This is a genomic window from Bdellovibrio sp. BIS2 (genome assembly GCF_055398295.1).
Window position 1 is genome coordinate 1,535,088 of record NZ_AP035879.1, and the last position, 21,605, is coordinate 1,556,692.

Annotated in this window: 19 protein-coding genes; 14 read left to right on the forward strand and 5 right to left on the reverse strand. The window is 50.2% G+C overall.

Annotated elements, in window-relative coordinates; translation table 11 throughout:
* Position 1: 1 nt before the first annotated feature.
* The 3 genes from ACZ520_RS07370 to ACZ520_RS07380 all read right to left on the reverse strand — a co-directional run bounded on the left by ACZ520_RS07370 (position 2) and on the right by ACZ520_RS07380 (position 3,299).
* The gene (locus ACZ520_RS07370; RefSeq protein WP_416481113.1) at positions 2 to 1,471 is read right to left on the reverse strand and encodes a hypothetical protein; all 1,470 of its coding nucleotides are present in this window, start codon (positions 1,469 to 1,471) and stop codon (positions 2 to 4) included.
* 111 nt (positions 1,472 to 1,582) lie between these two features.
* Positions 1,583 to 2,713 (reverse strand): hypothetical protein, encoded by a 1,131-nt coding sequence (locus tag ACZ520_RS07375; RefSeq protein WP_416481114.1) that lies wholly within the window; start codon positions 2,711 to 2,713, stop codon positions 1,583 to 1,585.
* 10 nt (positions 2,714 to 2,723) lie between these two features.
* Positions 2,724 to 3,299 carry a cob(I)yrinic acid a,c-diamide adenosyltransferase gene (locus ACZ520_RS07380; protein WP_088565518.1) on the reverse strand — a complete coding sequence of 192 codons (576 nt, stop codon included), beginning with the start codon at positions 3,297 to 3,299 and terminating at the stop codon, positions 2,724 to 2,726.
* Between the two features lie 67 nt (positions 3,300 to 3,366).
* On the opposite strand from ACZ520_RS07380, the gene ACZ520_RS07385 reads away from it, so the two are divergent.
* From ACZ520_RS07385 to ACZ520_RS07430, 10 genes are all read left to right on the forward strand, one after another.
* Positions 3,367 to 4,182: an N-formylglutamate amidohydrolase gene (locus ACZ520_RS07385; protein WP_464127859.1), complete on the forward strand. Its 816-nt coding sequence runs from the start codon at positions 3,367 to 3,369 to the stop codon at positions 4,180 to 4,182.
* Positions 4,183 to 4,276: 94 nt separating this feature from the next.
* A complete protein-coding gene (locus tag ACZ520_RS07390; protein WP_464127860.1) occupies positions 4,277 to 5,692 on the forward strand; it encodes a cytochrome c biogenesis ResB family protein in 1,416 nt (471 codons plus the stop codon).
* Positions 5,689 to 7,329 carry a cytochrome c biogenesis protein gene (locus ACZ520_RS07395; RefSeq protein WP_417869558.1) on the forward strand — a complete coding sequence of 547 codons (1,641 nt, stop codon included), beginning with the start codon at positions 5,689 to 5,691 and terminating at the stop codon, positions 7,327 to 7,329. Before ACZ520_RS07390 ends, ACZ520_RS07395 begins: the two co-directional genes overlap by 4 nt.
* A 231-nt stretch (positions 7,330 to 7,560) precedes the next feature.
* A complete protein-coding gene (locus ACZ520_RS07400; RefSeq protein WP_048349851.1) occupies positions 7,561 to 8,043 on the forward strand; it encodes a cytochrome c3 family protein in 483 nt (160 codons plus the stop codon).
* Positions 8,044 to 8,055: 12 nt separating this feature from the next.
* The gene (locus tag ACZ520_RS07405; RefSeq protein ID WP_464127861.1) at positions 8,056 to 11,193 is read left to right on the forward strand and encodes a TAT-variant-translocated molybdopterin oxidoreductase; all 3,138 of its coding nucleotides are present in this window, start codon (positions 8,056 to 8,058) and stop codon (positions 11,191 to 11,193) included.
* On the forward strand, positions 11,190 to 12,551 hold the full coding sequence (gene nrfD, locus ACZ520_RS07410; protein ID WP_011164088.1) for an NrfD/PsrC family molybdoenzyme membrane anchor subunit: 1,362 nt from the start codon (positions 11,190 to 11,192) through the stop codon (positions 12,549 to 12,551). Before ACZ520_RS07405 ends, nrfD begins: the two co-directional genes overlap by 4 nt.
* Positions 12,551 to 13,075 carry a DUF3341 domain-containing protein gene (locus tag ACZ520_RS07415; protein WP_374035529.1) on the forward strand — a complete coding sequence of 175 codons (525 nt, stop codon included), beginning with the start codon at positions 12,551 to 12,553 and terminating at the stop codon, positions 13,073 to 13,075. The genes nrfD and ACZ520_RS07415 overlap by 1 nt, the downstream gene beginning before the upstream one ends.
* 4 nt (positions 13,076 to 13,079) lie before the next feature.
* Positions 13,080 to 13,661: a c-type cytochrome gene (locus ACZ520_RS07420; protein ID WP_374032669.1), complete on the forward strand. Its 582-nt coding sequence runs from the start codon at positions 13,080 to 13,082 to the stop codon at positions 13,659 to 13,661.
* Between the two features lie 7 nt (positions 13,662 to 13,668).
* On the forward strand, positions 13,669 to 14,871 hold the full coding sequence (locus tag ACZ520_RS07425; RefSeq protein WP_374032670.1) for a molybdopterin oxidoreductase: 1,203 nt from the start codon (positions 13,669 to 13,671) through the stop codon (positions 14,869 to 14,871).
* Positions 14,872 to 15,350: 479 nt separating this feature from the next.
* Positions 15,351 to 15,911: a hypothetical protein gene (locus tag ACZ520_RS07430; protein ID WP_464127862.1), complete on the forward strand. Its 561-nt coding sequence runs from the start codon at positions 15,351 to 15,353 to the stop codon at positions 15,909 to 15,911.
* 76 nt (positions 15,912 to 15,987) lie between these two features.
* On the opposite strand, the gene ACZ520_RS07435 is transcribed toward ACZ520_RS07430, so the two are convergent.
* Positions 15,988 to 16,353 carry a hypothetical protein gene (locus tag ACZ520_RS07435; RefSeq protein WP_464127863.1) on the reverse strand — a complete coding sequence of 122 codons (366 nt, stop codon included), beginning with the start codon at positions 16,351 to 16,353 and terminating at the stop codon, positions 15,988 to 15,990.
* Positions 16,354 to 16,533: 180 nt separating this feature from the next.
* Between ACZ520_RS07435 and ACZ520_RS07440 the strand changes: the two genes are divergently transcribed.
* The 4 genes from ACZ520_RS07440 (at position 16,534) to dtd (ending at position 20,557) form a co-directional block, all read left to right on the forward strand.
* Positions 16,534 to 17,226, forward strand: a complete 693-nt coding sequence (locus ACZ520_RS07440; protein WP_464127864.1) for a PilZ domain-containing protein — start codon at positions 16,534 to 16,536, stop codon at positions 17,224 to 17,226.
* Between the two features lie 124 nt (positions 17,227 to 17,350).
* Complete coding sequence (gene thrS / locus ACZ520_RS07445) at positions 17,351 to 19,321, forward strand: threonine--tRNA ligase (protein WP_464127865.1); 1,971 nt, start codon at positions 17,351 to 17,353, stop codon at positions 19,319 to 19,321.
* Positions 19,322 to 19,443: 122 nt separating this feature from the next.
* Positions 19,444 to 20,040, forward strand: coding sequence for a translation initiation factor IF-3 (infC, locus tag ACZ520_RS07450; protein WP_417869553.1), 597 nt, complete (start codon positions 19,444 to 19,446; stop codon positions 20,038 to 20,040).
* Between the two features lie 79 nt (positions 20,041 to 20,119).
* Positions 20,120 to 20,557, forward strand: a complete 438-nt coding sequence (gene dtd, locus ACZ520_RS07455; protein ID WP_464127866.1) for a D-aminoacyl-tRNA deacylase — start codon at positions 20,120 to 20,122, stop codon at positions 20,555 to 20,557.
* Here the strand turns inward: dtd and ACZ520_RS07460 are convergent, their stop codons facing one another.
* Positions 20,558 to 21,580, reverse strand: a complete 1,023-nt coding sequence (locus tag ACZ520_RS07460; protein ID WP_464127867.1) for an alpha/beta hydrolase — start codon at positions 21,578 to 21,580, stop codon at positions 20,558 to 20,560.
* Positions 21,581 to 21,605: the final 25 nt, after the last annotated feature.

Sequence of the window (21,605 nt, forward strand, 5' to 3'; positions counted from 1 at the left end):
TTTATTTTCCGCACATTCCATCAAATGAGTTTGTGCCTTTGGCATAGGGTTTACAGACGCGGGCGGCAAATCGGGCGCCCGCAGCGTGTTGGGAAACCGTCCAGTCAAAATCAGTTTCCCAGGATTTCACCGTGCGCACAGCTTTGCGGCAGGAATCCATCGTCAAGCCATTGCCGCAGATATTCAGGCTGACTTCTGTTTTGGCGATCAGCCATTGCAGGAACGGATGCGGACCCCAAAGTTGATCGCGCGAACAAGGCAGGCTGATGCCAGCCACTTCGCCGCTGACATGCCACGAGGAATAGATCCCGCTGGCAACCATGTTATCCATGTACTTTTCAAGCATCTTGCGGGCGCGCTCTTCAATGCGTGGCACGGACAGATCAAACGGCGCACCGACGGTTTTCAGGAAGTTACAGAACGGATCCTTCGCGACTTTGTCGTAACCACATTGTTTTTCGCGGCCACGTTTCAGAGTGGTTTCAATCACGGTTTCTTCAAAGGTGCGGCCCATGCCGCGCAAAGCGACCTCTTTGGTTCGCTGCAGGGACCAGAACAGATGGGCCGGGGTTTCGATTTGCTGACAAAGACGAATGCCGCGATAAAGGTGGGCCGCCATGGATTCAACCTGAATGGCCAAAAGCGGACTTAAGCCGGCTTCAATCATCTGACAGGTCATAAACGCGGCACCCATCACATGATAGTTTTTAGAGGCGATTTGAACGTCTTTTTTGCCGGGGTACTGAATGCTCAGAACTTTCTTTTTTAAGTCATCACTGATGTCCGAGGCTTTGGAAAGGCCGCCCGCCACATAGAAATCCGCATACTGTGAAGGGCAGACGGTGTTTATTTCCGAGTTCCCATCGGTTGGGGAGTACAGTTCGTCAGAGGAAATTCCGCTGTTGGTCAGTTTGATTTCAACATCTTGATTAGTGAATTCACCCTGATTTTTATCATCGTGCCCGCAAAGACCAATCAGGCTCATCGCCACGTTGGGGTTTCCGTCGGCATATTTCAGGGCTTTTTCATACAACCAGCCCGGCTTCAGGTCCTTGCGGTTTTTTCCGGCAACATCCCCCAAAGACGGGCGGGCGTGGCGGGACTTGTCGCCTTCGGCGGCCTGCCTTTGCTTCGTATTTAGTTTCAAATCACGATAGAACAGATAAGCTTTTTCCGCGAAACAGGCATTTTGCTGGAACTGTTGTTCAAAGAACAAAGCCACGCCCGTGTTGGCGTTGGCCACTTGGTTGTCATAGGTGTAGGACTTCAGGGAAAGAATGTTGTAATAGCGTTCCAGGCCGTCTTTAACACCGGAATTGGGAAGTTTGCTGATCAGGGTCAGGGCGATTTTGTTGGCGGAAGAGATGTTGTTTACATCCGTCCCCAAGTCGTTGGCTTGAGCGGTCAAAGAAAGGCCCAAAAACCCGGTAACCAGGGCTTTGGAGAGGTGTTTCATTTTGAGACGGCGCATTTGTGACTTTCCCATACAGGAAAACACAAGCAAAACCAGAGCCTGCATGGGATAAAGCAGGGCTGATTTAAGCCCCTAAGCACTGTCGAAAGTGCCCAAAATGGTTACCGCCTACAGGGCAAAGAAGGGCTCGATTTCTGCGGGTTTTTCGTTGTTGGGATGCATGAAGGATGGCACCTCGGAATCCGGTGGAATCAGCAGGTAAATCCCAAAGGGCATCTTCGCAGAAATCCAGTTGCGCGGGCGGCGATAGATGAACTCCGACCGTGTCTGGGTGTACACCAGGAACTCATTTTCCTTGGCATCATCAAAGGCCTTCCAAAGCAGACTTTCAAAGATGTCGCCGTTGTCGGCAAACAGGAAATTCAAATACTTGAAATTCAAACCGGCTTCAATTTTCAGACGGGAATAAGGCTTCGTCAAAGTGCGGGTCCAACCCAGCATTTTTCCGAATTTCAGGAACTGACGGAAGTTGTGCCCGCGCAAAGAATACTGCATCGGAATGAATTCCTGCATGCCTCCGGCAGACCACGGGGCCACGCAGCCCACGATGTTTTCATTCTTGTCAAAAGCGATGATGAAATCTTCCAGCTTCAAACCCTTCCAACGTTCGAGTTTTTCCATAAAGCTGGTTTCATCCCACGTCGTGGCCAGATCGCGCTGACGGGATTTTTGCGTGATATAGTAAATCAACGCATCGACGTTCTGCGCGCTTCCGCGGCGCAGGCGCAAATGGGGCAATGGATTGGAAGCCCACGGCAGGCGTCCGTGCACTGAAACCATGTTAAAGCGTCGGAACAGATGATAGTTCGGCAAAGGACGTTTCATCGAGCGGGGACGGACAAAGGCATTCAAAGCCTGCACATCCGCCATGCTCATCACCGAGAAGAGGTATTTGTTCCCCAGAGTTTGGGACACTTCGTTCATGACTGGCAAAAAGTGCTGGGACCATTCCAGAATCGCACGGCGGTTGGAAGAAATACGCAGATCCCGGCCAAAGGCGACGGTGGAAACTTTCCCATCCAGCCACACATCGCGCACGACGAAACTTGCCATGCCCTCGATTTTATTTTCATCAGTTTTAAGCTGATAAGTCAGGTGCTGGTCGGATTGTACGGAATAGGGCGCGAAAAAATCCTTTTCGCGATCTATGCGGATTTCAACCGGGCCGTTCAGCGGGAAGCTTTTGTAAAACTCAACAAGGGCTTTGGAGTCCTCAGGTTTTGCGATCTCTAATCTCATTAAGTTTTTCCTAGGTTTTCTTCCAAAGAACGTCGGCAACCCCGTGTTTCATGTTGGCCCAGCGGGCCGCCACGAACAGATAGTCGCTCAGTCGGTTCAAATACTGCAAAGTCATGGAATAGCGTTCGTCTTTCACGGCGATTTCGGCAGAACGACGCTCGCTGCGACGGCACAAAGTGCGCGCCACATGCAGGTGCGCGGATGTCGGGTGGCCGGCCGGCAGAATAAAGTTGCGCAGTTCCGGCAGGGTTGTGGTCAGTTCATCGATTTGCAGCTCCAGATAACGGATTTGTTCTTCCGTAATGGGTGGCAAAAGTTTGAAGACCTCATCTTTTTCGGTGGCCAGCAGGCTTCCGATGTTAAAAAGCTCGTTTTGGACTTTTTCCAGGGAATGATTGAGATCTGACATCTCGGGGAAGGGGGCCAATGTCGAACGCACCACACCCAGATAGCTGTTCAGTTCGTCCACGGTCCCATAAGCCTCGACGCGTGGATTGAATTTCTCAACACAGGAGCCGTCCACAAGGCGGGTGCTGCCTTTGTCGCCGGTGCGCGTATAAATTTTGGCTTTGGGAGCGTTCGTCATAGATTTGACCCTTCTTGTATTTAGTGTCACGGTTAAGGTCCATCAGGTCAAGAAGTGAGAGTTTTATATGGCTAATGCAAATGAAGTACCCTTGATTGTGACGATCCCCCATTCCGGTGAAAAAGTTCCGGATCAAACACCTTGGCTGAAGTCTTTGCCCGAGGAAGTTTTGATGTGCGACGTGGATCGCTTCGTCGACTTTCTGTATGAGCCGACTTTGCACAAGCTGCACATTCCCTATGTGAAAACCGAATGGCATCGTTATGCGGCCGATTTGAATAGGGTGCCTGAAGACGTGGACGCAACCTCGGTGATTGGCAACAGTAACCCGGCCGGCATGCACAACCGCGGCTTTCACTGGGTGATCACCACCTACAAGCATCAGCTGATGAAAGAACCGATGTCGCCAGAGGCGCACAACGAACTGGTGAAGCTGGTTTACGAGCCCTTCCATGCCGGCGTTCGTAAGCTGTATGCGGACCTGCATGAAAAAGGCTTCAAGAAAACTTATCACATTGATGCTCACAGCATGCCGTCTTTGGGGACCAGCGAGCACCGTGATCCGGGCGAGTTGAGAGCCGATATCGTTGTCAGTGACAGCAAAGGTAAAAGTTGTGATCCGCGCTTTAAAGATCTGGTGATTGCGGCCTACGCTTCGGCGGGGTTCAAGGTCGGTTACAACTGGCCGTATTTTGGCGGGCGCGTCACGGAGCAGTATGGGGATCCAAAGCGCGAACAACATACGCTGCAGGTGGAACTGAATCGCTCCTTGTACATGGATGAAAAGACCAAAAAGCTGAAACCTGAAGAAGCGAAGAAAGTTCAGGAGAAGCTTCTCTTTGCCATCAGTTATGTCCGCAACAATTTGCTGCATATAATGTAGGGCGTCGTAAAGCCAAAAAGCGTGGTCATAAAAGCCGATCTAAATTATTGATAGCAGTACGGAAATCAATAAGCTCTCAATAAGGATCGGCTCTTTGGATAAACCATCAGCTCCTAAGAAATCTCTTTTCAAAAGAATCAATAAGCCTTTGGCGTCGTTGAAGCTCGCGGTTTTCATCATCGTGGCCCTGGCCGTGATCACCGCCGTGGGGACATTTGTTGAAGCCAAGTATGATGCTTATGCCGCTAAAAAGTTGGTTTACGACACTTGGTACATGTATGCAGTCATGGGTCTTTTGGTGATCAACCTGATCGCCGTGATGGCGGATCGCTGGCCTTGGAAAAAACGTCATGCGGCCTTCGTTCTGGCGCACATCGGGATCATCATTCTGCTGGCGGGCTCGCTTCTGACGTGGAAGTGGGGGCTGGACGGCTCTATGCGTGTGGGTATTGGTGAAGCCAACAACTTCGTGCAAACCGCCGAAACCGACATCGTCGTTTACACTTCGTTTGACGGGGACCGCTACACTAAAACTCTGGAACAGGAAGTGGACTTCTTTAAAAATCCACCGACTGTTGAAAAGCCCTTCATCATTCCTGCCTATGAAGGCGAAATCAGAATTGTTGATTACAAAAAATACGTTGTTCCTTCAAAGAAAGTGATCGAGGGCGAAGCGGGGAAGGCCGGCGCGGGCCTGCGTTTCCAGCTTCAGAATGACAACGTGAATGTGATCGAATGGCTGGTGCAGAAAAAACCAGGCAATCTGGTCAGTCACAATTTCGGCCCGGCGCAAATCTTTATGGGCCCGGCTCCGGAAAAGCCTCGTGGTGCCAATGAAATCTTCCTGACTCCGGATAAAGACGGGTTGAAATACGTGGTCTTCCAGAAAGATTCTGACAAGCCTTTGAAGAAGGGCTTTGTGAAAGAGGGCGATGTGTTTGATCCGGGCTTTAAAATGGCCCTGAACTTCCGCGTGCTGCGCTTTATGCCGGCGGCGCGTGAAGACTGGGATCTGCAGGATGCCAGCCGTCCAACGCCGTTAACGACTTCCGCCGTGAAGATCCTCTTTGAGGGGAAAGAAAACTGGGTGCTTTTGAATGACATGGTGAAACTGTTCACCACAAATTCTGTGTACCTTTTGACGTACGGCAACCGCCGTATTGATTTGGGTTTCAATTTGAAGCTTAAGAAATTCGAAGTGGCCCGCTATCAGGGAACCATGCGTGCGGCGGCCTATGAAAGTCTGGTGGAAGTTCCGGACTTTGGCGAATATCTGATTTCGATGAACGAGCCTTTGAAATACAAAGGTTTGACCATCTATCAGGCGAGCTTCCAGGAAGAAGACGGCCATCCGGTGGCTTCGATCTTCTCTATCAACCATGATCCAGGCCGCTTCCTGAAGTACCTGGGGTCTTTGGTTTTGTCTTTGGGTATCGTGCTTTTAATGTGGTTTAAACATCTCGATTTCAAACTCGCCCGTAAGGCGGGGACTGGGAAGAAAGAATCATGAAAAAAATATTCCTCATCATTGCTTCATTGTTGGTGACTTGCGGGGCCGTGGCCAAGCCCGGTGATCTGCTGAAATCCATGCCGGTTCAAGACGGCGGTCGTATCAAGCCTTACGACAGCTTCGCCAAAGAAATGCTGGAAATCGTCTATGGCAAGACCAAGTTCGAGGGCCGCAACGCCACCGAAATCGTTTTGACCTGGATGCTGTCTCCGCAGGCGTGGGAAGGCAAAAAAATCTTTGAAGTGCGCAACCATCAGGTTTTGCAGGCGATGAATCTTCCGAAAGATCAGCGCTATTTCAACGGTGAAGAACTTTTTGCCAACGAAAGATTCACCCTGCTTCGACAGGAGCTTCAGGCCAAGCGTGAAACCAAAGAAAAGCTGGATCCTTATTTCCAGGCTTTGCAGCGTTTGGAAAATCAGTTCTTTGTATTCCAGGAAATCGCTGCCGGCCGCATGATGAAGGTCGCTCCTCCGAAGGAAGGCGACACGTGGCTGGCGGTGGCGGATTTGCCAGAACATCTTCAGGCGAAATTCCTGGATGTGACCAAGGCTTTTGTGACTTATCTGGGTGTGATCGCGGAAAAAGGGGATTCTTCTGTTTCCGGCAAAGCTCTGGATGAAGCGGTGGCGGCTTTTGAGGCGGCAGCGCAGGCGGAAAATCCGGCTTTGTACAGCCTGGGTGGCAAGATCACGGCGGAAGTTCACTATAATTCCTTCCATCCGTTCCGTTGGGCGTATGTGTTCTATTTCCTGGCGTTCCTTGTTTTGTTGCTAGTGTGGGCTTTAAGCAAAGAGTCCCTGATGACAGCGGCATGGGTGCTGTTGGGGATTGGTTTTGCGCTGAATACTTATGGATTTGCGTTGCGCATGTACATCATGGACCGCGCGCCGGTATCCAATATGTATGAAACGGTTGTCTGGGTTGCCTGGGGAACTGTGTTGTTTGCGGCGATTTTGGAAATCATTTACAAGTACCGTTTGATTCTGGTGGCCGGGACGTTGGTGGCTGCCTTTGGTCTGGTGATCGCGGACTTTGCCCCCGCGGTTTTGGATCCTTCCTTGCAACCGCTGGAGCCGGTTTTGCGCAGCAACTACTGGCTGACGATCCACGTGATGACAATCACTATCAGTTATGCGGCCTTCTTCCTGGCGTTCGGGTTGGGTGATTTGGGCTTGTTCTATTATTTGCGTGGGGAAGAAAAGCACCAGGCACAGATCAAAGCCATCACTACCAGCATCTATCGCGCTATGCAAATCGGTGTCGCGTTCCTGGCTCCGGGGATCATCCTTGGTGGTATCTGGGCGGATTATTCCTGGGGTCGTTTCTGGGGTTGGGATCCAAAAGAGACTTGGGCTTTGATCGCGCTGCTGGGTTACCTGGCAGTGTTGCATGCGCGCTACGCGGGCATGTTGAAGCATTTCGGAATGGTGGTGACAGCGGTTATCACTTTCTCTTTGGTGATCATGGCTTGGTACGGAGTGAATTTCGTACTTGGCGCGGGGCTTCATTCCTACGGCTTCGGTGCGGGTGGGGTCGAGTATGTGTCTGCTTTCGTGGCAGCACACATGCTGTTAGTGGTTTATGTGAGTGTGATTAGACAAGGCAGAGGGAAGAAGGCGACGAAAGAGTCTTAAATTTAGTGTGCACACTTTTTGAGCGGACGGGTCCGAGTTTCTCTCTTTTTCAATATGCTTGCAAAAAGAATATGGACAACTGGACTTTTCCACCATTAAATAGGAGCAAACTAAAATTAGGACAGCATTCGTTTGTCTTTGGCCCACATCGTAATGAGTTAGCGAAGGATGATTATGCATCGGGTATTCAAAAGAACAGCGGCGGGCGCAATTGCGTTTATTGGCGCGCTCATGGTTACAACACTTCTGACAGGCTGTAAATTCCAGCCGGGTTGGGGATATAATAAAGGATACGCTCCAGAACAGCCGATTCCTTTTGATCACTCTCTACATGTGGGTACGCACAAAATGCAGTGTCAGTACTGCCACAATCAAATCGAGAGAACAAAACACGCAAACATTCCTGCGCTTTCAACGTGCATGAACTGTCACTTGCAGGTTGCCACCGACAAGCCGGCAATCCAAAAGCTGCGTGAAGCTTATGACAACGGGGACTCCATTGAATGGACTCGCGTTCACATGCTTCCGGACTTCGTTCACTTCAACCACAACGCCCACATTGCCAAAGGCGTGAACTGTCAGACGTGCCACGGTCCAATCGAGACCATGAAAACCGTTCAACAGTTCTCTGATCTCTCTATGGGTTGGTGCGTGAACTGTCACCGTCAGCCAGAGAACAAAGCTCCACTTAACTGCTCAACTTGCCACTACTAAGGGTTTGGTAAAATGTCTGAACATCATGATCACGATCACGATTTAGAAATGAAAAAAGCGCTTCGCCCGAAAGTGGAGCGTGACACAAAATACTGGAACAGCCTTGAACAATGGAGCAACGATCCAGAGTTCAACAAAATTGCTTCCACGGAATTCCAGTCCTCTCCATTGCGTGAGGCGGATGACGAAGGTGGCTGGGCACGCCGTGAATTCCTGAAGCTGATGGGTGCTTCCATCGCGATGGCTTCTGCAGGTTGCATCCGTCGTCCGGTTCAAAAAATCGTTCCTTACAACAAACAGCCGGAAGAAGTGACTCTGGGTATGGCGAACTACTATACCTCTGCGTACTTCGACGGTTCTGACGCTTTGGGTGTTTTGGTTAAGACACGCGAAGGCCGTCCTATTAAAATCGAAGCAAACCCTGGTCATCCATTCAGCATCAGCGGTTTGAGCATCCGTTCCCAGGCTTCTTTGTTGTCCATGTATGACCCTGAAAGACTGAAAGGTCCTCAGCGCAACCTGTTCAACGAAAAGAAATCCAACAGCCAGGTGATCGACGTTAAGTGGGAAGACCTGGATAAAAAAGTTGTTGAGCAACTGAAAAAAGGTGACGTTGTCATCCTTTCCGGCAACGTGGCTTCTCCGGCAACCCGCGCGGTGATCGGTGATTTCGCTCAAGGTTTCAAAGCCAAGCACGTGGTTTGGGAAGCTCTTTCCAACGACGACGTTCGTGAAGGTCAAAAAGCCTCTTACGGCGACGACGTGGTTCCGGCATTCCGCTTCGATAAAGCGAAAATGATCGTTTCCATCGATGCTGACTTCCTGGGTACATGGATTTCTCCTACAGCGTTCACGAATCAGTTCGTTGAAGGCCGTAAAGACATCAAAAACATGAACCGTCTGGTGTCCTTCGATTCCAATTACTCTTTGACTGGTGCGAATGCGGATATCCGCATGAAGATCAAGCCTTCCCAGCAGTTGGACGTGGTAATGGGTCTTCTTCACGAAATCATCGTGAAGAAAGGTGCTTCCTCTCACGCTGGCAACAGCGCAGTGAAAGCGGCTTTGGCTCCATTTGCAGACGTGGCTAAAAAACTGAATGTAGAACCTGCTTTGTTCGCGAAAGTGGCGGCAGATCTTTGGGCTAATCAGGGCACATCCCTGGTGGTTGCGGGTGGTATCACCACTCTGACTGAAAAATCCAAAGAACTTCAGGTGGCAGTAAACTTCCTGAACTCCATCCTGGGTAACGACGGTAAGACTGTTGACCACAACGGTGGAAACAAAGGTGACAAAGCTTCCAATGCTGACATGGCTGCTTTGATCAAAGACATGAAAGATGGCAAAGTGAAAACTTTGATCATCCACCGTGTGAACCCAGGCTATGTTCTGGGCGCGGACATGGGCTTTGCTGAAGCGGTTAAAAAAGTCGACATGGTTATCTACACTGGTGACCGTATTGACGAAACGGGCGTATTTGCTGACTACATCACTCCGGACAACCACGCGTTGGAATCCTGGAGCGATATGGAACTGGCTTCCGGTGTTTACAGCATCTGCCAGCCGTCCATCCGTCCAATGTACGACACTCGTTCCTTCCAGTTGTCTTTGATGACTTGGGCGTACCTTGCGAACATGGGTCCATCCCGTCTTCGTGACTACGAGACCTTCTATGATTACCTGCGCGTCTTCTGGAAATCTGACATCTTCCCTAAATACGGAAAAGGTCAGTCCTTCGAGGACTTCTGGCAGACGGCTTTGCAAAAAGGTTATGTAGGGGAGATCAGCTCTGGTTCTTCTTCTCGTTCCTTCAAAGTGGATGCATTCACATCCATCAAACCGGCAGCGGCTAAAGAAGGCTTTGAACTTGCGCTTTATTCCACTTCTCAACACGGCGACGGCTCCCTGGCGAACGTTTCCTGGTTGCATGAACTTCCAGATCCAGTGACCAAAGCAGTTTGGGACAACTATGTGATGGTTTCTTTGGCGACGGCTGAAAAGCACGGCCTGAAACAAGCCACGGTGGTTGAACTGACTGTGGGTGGTAAGACTCTGGAGCTTCCAGTGTTGATCCAACCGGGTCTGCATGACGACGTTCTGGCGGTGGCGGTTGGTTTCGGCCGTACTCGCGCTGGTAAAGTAGGTAACGGCATCGGTCAAAACGCCTTTGCATTCGTAACCGCTAAAGACGGCAAAGTCATTGCGGCTGGTACTGCGGCGTCCTTCAAGAAAACTTCCAAGAAGTATGAAATTGCGATCACGCAAGGTCACCACACAATGGAAGGCCGTACTATCGCGGTTGAAGCGACACTGGCTGATTACAACAAAAAGAAATCCACAGGCATCCCGCACCCTCACGTATGGTCCATCTGGTCCGGTCACGAATACAGTGGTCACAAATGGGGTATGGCGGTTGATCTTCACACTTGCACAGGCTGTTCTTCCTGCGTGATTGCATGTCAATCCGAGAACAACATCCCGGTTGTGGGTAAAAGATACGTTCTTGAAGGTCGTGAGATGCACTGGTTGCGTATTGACCGTTACTACATCGGCAATCCGGAAAACGCGGAAGCGGTCTTCCAGCCGGTTATGTGCCAACACTGTGACAATGCTCCGTGCGAAACGGTGTGTCCGGTTCTGGCGACGGTTCACTCTGACGAGGGTCTGAACGACATGGTTTACAACCGTTGCGTTGGTACTCGTTATTGCGCGAATAACTGCCCTTACAAAGTACGTCGTTTCAACTGGTTCAACTACGCGAAGCTGATCGAGAAACCAATGCACATGGCTTTGAATCCATCTGTAGCGGTTCGTACTCGCGGGGTGATGGAAAAATGTACGTTCTGCGTTCAAAGAATCCAGGATGCCAAAACAGTGGCTCGCAATGAAAAACGTCAGTTGAAAGACGGGGATGTTAAGGTTGCGTGTCAGACTGCATGTCCTGCAGGCGGTATCGTATTCGGTGACCTGAACGATCCAAACAGTGCTGTAGCCAAAATCTTCAAAACTGAAGAACGTGGTTACGCACTTCTTGAAGAGTGGCATGCGGCTCCGTCTGTTCGCTATCTTTCCAAGATCCGTAACAATGATAAAGAATCAACTGGTGATCAAAAAGGTCACGGTACTGCAAAACAAGGTGAGCACTCATGATGAAGCGTAGCCCATTAGTCCTTGGCAATAAAACTTTGAAAGATGTTACTGACGACATCTGCGCTCCGGTGGAACGCTTCCCATCCAAAGGTTGGGTGGGGATGTTCCTGGGTGCGAAGACGTTGCTTCTGTTCTATATCGGTATCCTGGCATCCGTTGTGGGTGTGGGTATCGGTCTTCTGGGTGTGAACAGCCCGGTGTTCTGGGGTACGATGATCGTTACGTTCGTATTCTGGATCGGTATCGGTCACGCCGGTACTCTGATTTCCGCGGTTTTGTTCCTGTTCCGTCAAAAGTGGAGAACTTCCGTAGCTCGTACCGCAGAGGCGATGACCGTCTTCGCGGTTATGACCGCGGGTCTGTTCCCGCTGTTGCACACCGGTCGTCCTTGGTTGGATTACTGGTTGTTCCCGTACCCGAATCAACGTGGTCCATTGTGGGTGAACTTCCGTTCTCCGCTTCTTTGGGACGTTTTCGCGGTATCCACTTACGCGACAGTTTCCATGGTGTTCTGGTACATCGGTTTGGTTCCTGACTTTGCAACTATCAAAGACCGTGCGAAAAACAAACTTCGCCGTACCGTTTACGGTGCATTGTCTTTGGGTTGGAGAGGTACTGCGAAGAACTGGTCCCACTACGAAATGGTTTACTTGCTTCTGGCAGGTCTTTCCACTCCGCTGGTTTTGTCCGTTCACACGATCGTATCCTTCGACTTCGCGGTTTCCAACCTTCCGGGCTGGCACACCACGATCTTCCCTCCATACTTCGTTGCCGGTGCGATCTTCTCCGGTTTCGCGATGGTTGTGACTCTGATGACTTTGGTTCGTATTGGATTCCCTGAATTCAAGAACTACGTAACATTGGATCATATGGAAGTGATGAATAAGATCATCATGACCACAGGTATGCTGGTTGGTTACGCTTACGCGTCCGAGTTCTTCATTGCATGGTACTCTGGCAACCAATACGAGCGCTTCGTGTTCATCAACCGTGCGTTCGGTCCTTACGGCTGGTCTTACTGGATCATGGTGTCTTGTAACACTATCTTCCCTCAGTTGTTCTGGTTCCGCAGATTCCGTCGTTCCATCCCGGTGATGTTCGTAGTGTCCATCCTGGTGAACATCGGTATGTGGTTCGAGCGTTTCGTGATCACTGTGACTTCTTTGCACAGAGACTTCCTGCCTTCTTCTTGGGGCATGTACGCTTGGTCTTGGTTCGATACCGGGGTTCTGGTTGGATCCTTCGGTATGTTCCTGACTCTGTTCTTGTTGTATTTGCGTCTGTTCCCTGCGGTTTCTATCGCGGAAGTGAAGCCCGTATTGCATGTGGGTTACGATGATAAAGGAGGGCACCACTAATGGCGGCTAAATATACTAAAGGTATTGCTGGTATCTGGTTGGAAGAGGCTCAGATTCTGAAAGCGGCCCGCAAAGTGCGTGAGTCCGGTTTCACGAAGTTTGAAGCTATCTCTGCTTATCCTGTTCACGGTATGGAAGAGGCTTGTGGGATCAAAAGATCCTGGATTCCTTACGTGTCCTTCACCATGGGTCTTGCTGGTTTGGCCGGCGGCCTTGGTTTGACTTACTGGACATCGGCGGTGAACTGGGCAGTAAACGTGGGTGGTAAGCCGTTCTTCAGCTTGCCTGCGTTTGTACCTATCATGTTCGAATTGACGATTTTGTTGTCGGCGCTTTCTTCAGTAGGGGCTTTGTTCTATGCCTGCGGTATTCCGCGCATGGATCCACCGGTGATTGATCCGGATCTAAGCTGCCACAAGTTCGCTATCTTTATCCCGCACAACGACAACGGTTACGACGAAGCTAAAATTGAATCCATGTTCAAAGAGCTTGGCGCAACTGAAGTGAAGAAGACGGAGTACTAGTAAGATGAGAAACATCGTGAATATTTCAATGGGTGTTGCAGCAGCGGGATTGGCTGTTCTGGCGTTGTCCAGTTGCGGTCCTCGTGGCAACAAACCGAATGTGGAATTGATCCAGGATATGATGGTGACTCCGGCAGTGAAGGCTCAGTCCTACGATGCCGATGCTCCTCATCACCGTGGTATGCGTGTTCCTCCAGAAGGGACAGCTCCGGTTGGTTTTGAACCGTACCAGTATGCTACCGACGTGGAAGCCGCTTCCAAAAATCTGAAAAATCCACTGGCTGGCAAAATGGACGAAGAGACTTTGATCGTAGGTCAGAAGTTCTACGAAACAAACTGCGCTCTTTGCCATGGTTACAAAGGTGAGGGCGGTGAGGCTGCGAAGTCCACCATCTCTGCAAAAATGGCTTTGAAACCACCTTCTTTGCTGACTGATAAAGTCAAAGGCTGGACTGATGGTCACATGTATCACGTGATCACAGTGGGTCAGGGTGTGATGGGTCCTTATGCTTCCCACATTCCTCAGCAGTACCGCTGGCAGGTTGTTAACTATATCCGCTTCCTAGAGAAGCAAGAAGCTAAGTAGGTTGTAAATGGGCGCAAGCAATCATCATGTAAATCTGCATGTATCGAAATTTGAAGCTCCGGCGAAATTGAAAACGCTGAGCTTCGCCCTGATCGCTGTTGGTCTTTTGACTTTCGTGATCGGTCTTATGAAAAATCAGGACAGATTGTGGACTTCCTACCTGGTGTCCTATTTCTACTTCTCTTGCCTGGCATTGAGTGGTTTGTTCTGGATCGTTATCAATAACGTGGCTAAAGCCGGCTGGTCTGTATCCATCCGTCGTTATGCTGAAGCAACAACGTCCTTCATTCCGGCGATCCTGATCGGTGGTTTGGTTCTGTTGGTTGGTTTCAAACACCTTTACCCTTGGGCAAACCCAGAGGTGGTGGCTGAAAATCCGGTGATCGCAGCGAAAACCGGCTACCTGAACATGGGTGGCTTTGTGATTCGTTTGTTCATCTTTGCGGTGGGTTGCATGATCTTCCGTCATGTGATCGTGGGCAACTCTTTGAAGCAGGACAAGTCCGGGGATGAGTCGTTGACGACGAAGTCCGTGGCTCCGTCTGTTGGTTTCATCGTGTTCTACGCATTGATGTTCTCTTTGTTCTGCGTGGATCTGTTGATGTCCTTGTTGCCAACCTGGTATTCCACCATCTTTGGTATCTATGGCTTCTCTGGTATGTTCCAGGCGGGCATGGCATTCCTGGCGATCGTTATCGTTTTGATGAGACGCTCTGGTTTGGTTAAAGGTTATGTGACTGAAGAGCACCAGCACGACGTGGTGAAATACCTTAAAGGTTTCTCCATCTTCTGGGCTTACATTGCGTTCTCTCAGTTTATGTTGATCTGGTACGCTAACATCCCTGAGGAAACTGAGTACTACATCGCGCGTGCTCAAGGCGGCTGGATGAGCATCTCCATGGCTCTTCTGATCTTCCGCTTCGTGGTTCCGTTCCTGGCGCTTTTGCCTCGTGGAATGAAACGCAACGACAGCAACGTGTTGTTGATCTCTGTCCTGGTATTGGTCATGCAATACGTGGACATTTACTGGATGGTTTACCCGAACTTCTTCGACGGTCACGTGACCTTCGGATTCTGGGAAGTCGGCATCTTCGCTGGTTTTGCGGGTGCGTTCCTTCTGACAATCATGTCCTTCTGGTCTAAGCACTCTTTGGTTCCGTTGAAAGACCCAAGAATGCACGAAGCTTTGAATCACCACGTTGCTTACTAAGTAGCACGTGGTCGGCTGGCGGAGTGGGGGCCTTGGCCCTCAAAACGCTCAGACAGTCCTCGCACGAAGGGAGCCTATCTTGGCTCCCTTTTTTTATTCTATTTACTCTTCTGATTACTACGGCAGGTTTTTCGGGCGCTGCGGAACTCGGTTTTGAGGGCCAAGGCCCCCACTCCGCCAGCCTCCTGGCTCTTATTCAGCACCGGGTGCTTCGTCGCCGCCACGAAGACATTTGGCTGTTTCGCCTTTGGCGAAAGGCGCCCGGGCCGAAAAGGTGCCCGGGCCGAAAAGGTGCCTGGTTGTTTTTTCTGGCTACAGCGCACTACGTGCTGCTGGTCGCGTGCTCAGAAAGTGCCTGGTGATTTTTTACACCTACACTGTGTCATTGGTGGTGAGTTGGGCCTGTATTTTGGCTTTATTTGGCGTCTTTAGTTGTTTCTGGTTTCCGTTGGCACATCCTTGGGCTGTGTGGAGGACGTATGAGAAACTTGCTCTCTGTGCTTGTGATCTTGTTGCTCTTAACGACGGTGGATTCGCTGGCGGCGCCGGTGAAGACGGCCGAGAAAACCCAGCAGTTGGCGGAACAGTATTATGCTGCCAAAGATTTGTGGGGTTCAATCCTGGGGAATCCGCCAAGGCCTTTACCTCCAGAGGAATATCCGCCGGATTCTCCTAATAACCCTGGCAATCCGCCGCCAAACCGGCCGCCGAATTGTCCTCCGGACGGTGGTGGTGGAGGTTTTCCCGGGCGCTGTGTAGAGGCTGTGTGCAAGCAGCTTAGCCGCTTTGAATGTGACGACAAGGACGATATGTATGAAGTCACCCGGGCCTGTCGCAACGTCAGCGGACCTTGCGTGACCAGTCTGTGCAGTCGCATGTCGCGTTTTGCTTGTGATGAAAAGGTTGAGGTCTTTGAGGTTGCCGGGTTGTGTCGGGGGCTGGTTGATGTGTCCTGCATCGACTATGTCTGTTCGCGGTTGTCGCGCTTTGACTGTGATGAACTTCGCGAATTGCGAGACGTGGCTATGCAGTGCCGCTAGGAATTGTTTTAATACTTAAAACAAAACGACCAGCCTGCTAAAGCTGGTCGTTTCATTTCGTGGTCGTTGTTGCAGACTATTTCTTCATTGTGTCGGATGCGTCTTTGGCTGCATCCACTGTGGCATCCTTGGCTTCTTCCGCACGGTTGCCAGCTTTCTTTGCAGCGCACTTCATGTCGCCGTCCATACAAACAGCCTCTTCAGCGCGATTCATGCTTTTTTTAGCGGTTCTTTTTGTGCTTCGAGCAGCCTTCTTGGTGGTGACTTCAGCGTCCTTGTACATTTCCTTGGATTTATCGCCGGCCTTGTTCATGGCATCTTTTGTTGCGTCACCGGCTTTTTGCATTTGAGCACCGGCTTTGTCGGCCATGCTGGGTTCTTCAGCGGTTGCAAATGAGGTCATCGCGAGGAACGCCACGCTGGCAATAAAGATCGATTTCATGGTTTTCTCCTTGAATTGGGTTTGGTTTTTATGAGCAATATTCCAAGATGTTCATTTGTATTTTTTCTGAGGTAAATCAGTAATTTAACAATGTTGTTTAAAGCATTCTGTACGACTGTCCACGGGCTATACGCTGATCTCAAATATAGACGCGTTTGATCCGCGGGCTTCCGTTTTGCAATGAAGTCCTTCATGCACAATGAGCGTTTTAAGGACCTTATTTATCTCAGTTCGAGCCAGCATTTGCCTTTGTATCTGCAAAGACTGCGGGGCGTGCGCTGGTATCGGTCGCGAAGTGCGGCTGAACTTAAGGAAACACTTCAATCTTCAAAAGGGGATCTTCACGTGATCATTCGCACCGAAAACCTCAGTCTGCGCGCGGTTCAGGCTTTCTTGAGCTGGAGCCATTCGCAAATAAAGGCGTCGTTTATTTTTATCGCCCAACATATTGAAAACTCTGTGCATCAGCTTATTCTGAATCGCCCGGACATCCTTGTTCTAAGGGAGTCTGAACGCGAAAGAATTGAACAGCTTGTGACGCGTCGCCTAAATGGTGAGAGCTTAAAAAGTCGCAAGCAGGATCGCATGGCGGTCAGTTCGCCGGTGATGTTAAAGAAGTCCGTAATGGCGGAAAGTTCGCCGACCGGGGCATGGGTGCAGTTCCTGCGTGAAGGGCACATGGTGGACTTTTCACACGGCGGGGCCCAGATCTCCCTGGGGCAGGAGCAGGTCCAGAAAAAAGACTTTATAAGTTTGATGTACAAGAATCAGCACGGTGTCTGGGTGTCTGTAGAATCTCAGGTCCGCTGGGTCGCCAGTTCCCCTGAAGGAGAGCAGATTATTGGTGTGCAATTTCTTGCGGTGAGTGCTTGACCCCTTGAGGGTGGGGGATTACTACTAATGTGATGCAAATGCATAATTATTCATCACATTTTCAAACCAGTACGGCGCATTCTGCGACGACCCTTTCTGACTCCGGCCAAGCCGGAGTGCAAGCATGCTAATGTCACAAATTACAATTATTTTGCCGGATAACTCTACGAAGGTTTTTGACCATGAACCGACAGCGCTGGAAGTGGCGATGTCCATTGGCCCTCGCTTGGCCAAGGAAACTCTGGGTGCAAAACTGAACGGATCAACTGAAATCTCTGATCTTCGCACCGTTTTGAAAGATCAAACGAAGGTGGCCCTGATCACCACAAAATCTCCTGAATCAGTTGAGGTTGTTCGTCACTCCTGCGCGCATATCATGGCGCAGGCGATTCAGGACATCTGGCCTGAAGTGAAAGTGACCATCGGTCCGGTGATCGACAATGGTTTCTATTACGACTTCGATTCTCCGTTTGCCTTCACGGAAGAGCACTTCGAGAAAATTGAAAAGAAAATGTCCGAGATCGTTTCCAAGGATCTGCCAATTCATCGTGAAGACTGGCCGATTCAAAAAGCGATCGAGACCTTCAAGGGCATGAACGAGCGCTTTAAAGTCGAGCTGATCGAGGATCTGGCTAAAAAAGGCGAGACCACTGTCGGCATCTACTTTAACGGCACCAGTTGGTTTGACCTGTGCCGCGGTCCTCACATCCAGTCCACCGGCCAGATCAAAGCGTTCAAACTTTTGAGCGTGGCGGGGGCTTACTGGAGAGGGGACGAGAAAAACGCCCAGCTTCAGCGTGTCTACGCGACGGCCTTCAATGACAAGAAAGATCTGGAAACATATCTTCACAACATCGAAGAAGCCAAAAAGCGCGATCACCGTAAACTGGGTAAAGAACTGGGCATGTTCTATTTCAACGAACTGGCTCCGGGTTCTCCGTTCTTCACGGGTAAGGGTGCCACGGTTTACAACTCTTTGCAGACTTACCTGCGTGAGCTGTATTTTGAAACAGGCTACCAGGAAGTGATCACGCCGCAGATCTTTGACGTGAACCTGTTCCACACTTCCGGTCACTATCAGAACTACAAAGAAAACATGTTCTTCACCAAAGTGGACGAGCGTGATTTCGCCTCCAAGCCGATGAACTGTCCTTCTCACTGTTTGCTTTATAACTCTGAGAAATACTCTTACCGTGACCTGCCAATCAAAATGGCGGACTTTGGTCGTTTGCACCGTTATGAAAAATCCGGTGCCATGCACGGTTTGACCCGTGTTCGTACGTTCTGTCAGGACGACGCGCACATCTTCTGCCGCATGGACCAGTTGCAGGAGGAAATCGCCAAGTTCATGAACCTGCTGAATCGTGTTTACGACAAGCTGGGCATGAGCAACTACAAGATCTTCCTTTCCACTCGTCCGGACAACCGTATGGGCAGTGAAGAGTACTGGGATATGGCCGAAGGGGCCCTGGCAGAAGCGCTGAAGTCGCTGAATCTGCCATTTGAACTGAATCCGGGCGATGGGGCCTTTTATGGACCTAAGTTGGATATCATGTTCGTCGATGCATTGAATCGTCCTTGGCAGTTGGGTACACTTCAAGTGGATCCAAATCTTCCGCAGGCGTTTGATTTGAAATACACGGGCGAGGACAACAAGGAGCACCGTCCAGTGATGCTTCACCGTGCGATTCTGGGCTCTTTGGAGCGCTTTATCGGTGTTTACCTGGAACACACCGCAGGTCATCTGCCACCGTGGATGATGCCGGTGCAAGTGGCGATCCTGAACGTGACGGACCGTGTGAACTCGTTCTGTGAAGAGCTGCAAAACTCTTTGAAAGGACACAATGTTCGCGTTGAGTTTGACCGCCGTAACGAGAAGTTGAATTATAAAATCCGTGAGGCTCAGCTGCAGAAAATCCCTTACATGATTATCGTGGGGGATAAAGAGGCTGAATCCAGAACGGTTTCATTGCGATTGAGAGACGGTTCAGAGCATAAAGGTCTGACTGTGGATCAGGTGATGAATTTGATTACGACTGATATTAAAACAAGAAGTTTGCAGAGCTCTCTTGCGAAGTCTGCAACGACAAACTAGCTGTCACACTGACGTGACGCCAGTATTTAACTAAACCCCGGAGGTTTGCCATTAGCAAGTTTGAAGGTAATTTTAGAGGTGGCGGTCGCTTCGATCGCAACAAGAAAGACTCTAAAGACTCATTGAGAGTCAACCGCGAGATTCGCGCTCAACAGATTCGTGTTATCGATGACGAAGGTAACATGTTGGGTGTGATGTCTGTTCCTGAGGCGTTACGTATTGCTGAAGATAGAGGCCTCGATCTTCTTGAGATTGCTCCAACAGCAACTCCTCCGACTTGCAAAATCATGGATTACGGCAAGTGGAAGTACGAGAATAAGAAAAAAGCCACAGCGGCCCGTAAGAAGCAGACTGTTGTGACGATCAAGGAAATCCAGATGCGTCCTCGTACGGATCAGCATGACTTTGAAACCAAGATGAACCACGCCCGCCGCTTCCTTCTGGATGGCGACAAGGTGAAGGTTTCATTGCGTTTCATGGGTCGTGAAATGGCCCACCAGGAACTGGGTATGGAAGTGATGAAGAAATGTATCGCTTTCGTTGAGGATCTGGCGCTGGTTGAATCTCAGCCGAAGATGGAAGGTAAGAACATGTTCCTGATGCTGGGTCCAGACCCGCTCAAGATCAAAGAATACCAGAAGCTTCACCCGAACAAGTCCAAGCAAGACACCAAAGAACTTGCTGAGCTTAAAGAAGTCGAAGAAGACGACGAAGAGTAAACCAGTAAGCTGATACAATTTGTTCAATCAAACCCACGTTGAAAAATGTGGGTTTTGTTTTTTAAAGTCAGGAGCCCCTATGAAAGCCGTGGTGCAAAGAGTTCAAAATGCCTCCGTCGTCGTGGACGGGAAGCAGGTTTCCTCCATCGATAAAGGCTATTTGACGTTGTTGGGGGTTGCTAAGGGCGACAGTGAAGAGCAACTGCAAAAGCTGATGACCAAGATCCTTGCTTTAAGGATATTCCCGGACGAAACCGGCAAGATGAATCTGTCCCTGAAAGACGTGGGCGGGGAGCACCTGATCGTGTCGCAGTTCACTTTGCTGGGGGATGCCTCCAAAGGCAATCGTCCCAGCTTCATCGGAGCAGAACTTCCGGATCGCGCCAAAGAACTTTATGAAAAGGCTCTGGTGCTCAGTGAATCTCAAGGCGTAAAAACCCAAGGCGGTATTTTCGGGGCCGACATGAAAGTCAGTCTTTTAAATGACGGCCCGGTGACGTTGCTTTTGGAGGTTTAATCAACGGCGCCACAGCGTCGTCAACCAGCGCCAGACTTCCACGCGACGTTCGCCAATGTCGAAGTGAGTCCCGTCGAATTCAACATAGTCATGGCTGATGCCATTCTTTTTGAGCATCGCCGAAATCTGACGGCAGCCATACTGGAGATGGAAATTGTCTTTGTTCCCCACATCCAGATAGATCTGCTTGTCTTTAAGCGCCTGTGCACGTTTTGGCAGAAAGTGCAGCGGATCTTTTTCCAGTATTGTTTCCCACACGGCCTGATTCTTCGTGCCATCCTTTTCAAGTGGGAAGTGGAAATCGCCATGTTCACCTTTGGGTGCGTAACAAGCGGCCATGCCAAAGGCATTCAAAAGCGTGTGCCAGTTGCGCATTTTTGTCAGTCTGCCACTGCGCAGTTCCTCCAGGGCTTTTAAGCCGGACTGATATTTTTCCCACAGAGGTGCAGTTTGATAGAACTCCGAAAGCAGGCTGGCTTCAAAGAACGAATCTGGCGCAATCGCCGCAATGACTCCAAAGACCTCGGGATACTTCGATCCCAAGTGAAGGGCGCCATAGCCGCCGCTGGATCCACCGGTCACGCACCAGTCTGATTTTTTGTCAGAAACCTGGAAGTGGCTTTTCACGGCCGGGATCAGCTCCGTCATAATATAATCTTCGTAATTTCCCACCGCGCTGGAATTGATGAACTGCGAGCCACCCCAGGTGGTCAGGGCATCGACAAAGACATAGAGCGCCTGCGGAGCTTCGCCACGGGCCGCAGCTTCATTGATGATCTGCACCGGGTTCTTTTCGTTGAATTTGCCGTTGAAATTGAAAGGAGCATTGCTGGTAAAGCCGCTTAAAACCACCACCACCGGCCACGGGCCTGGCACATGCGGGACCAGCACCGGGTTGAAGCGGGTGGCAGGATCCTGCAGGGGATTTAAGCGCAGAATCGAGCTTTCGATTTTTAAAGTCTCGATTTTGAATTGTGGGGTTTCATAGGAGCGATAATTGGGCAGAACTTCATGATTGATCATGAATGAAATTCTGCCACGTTCACAA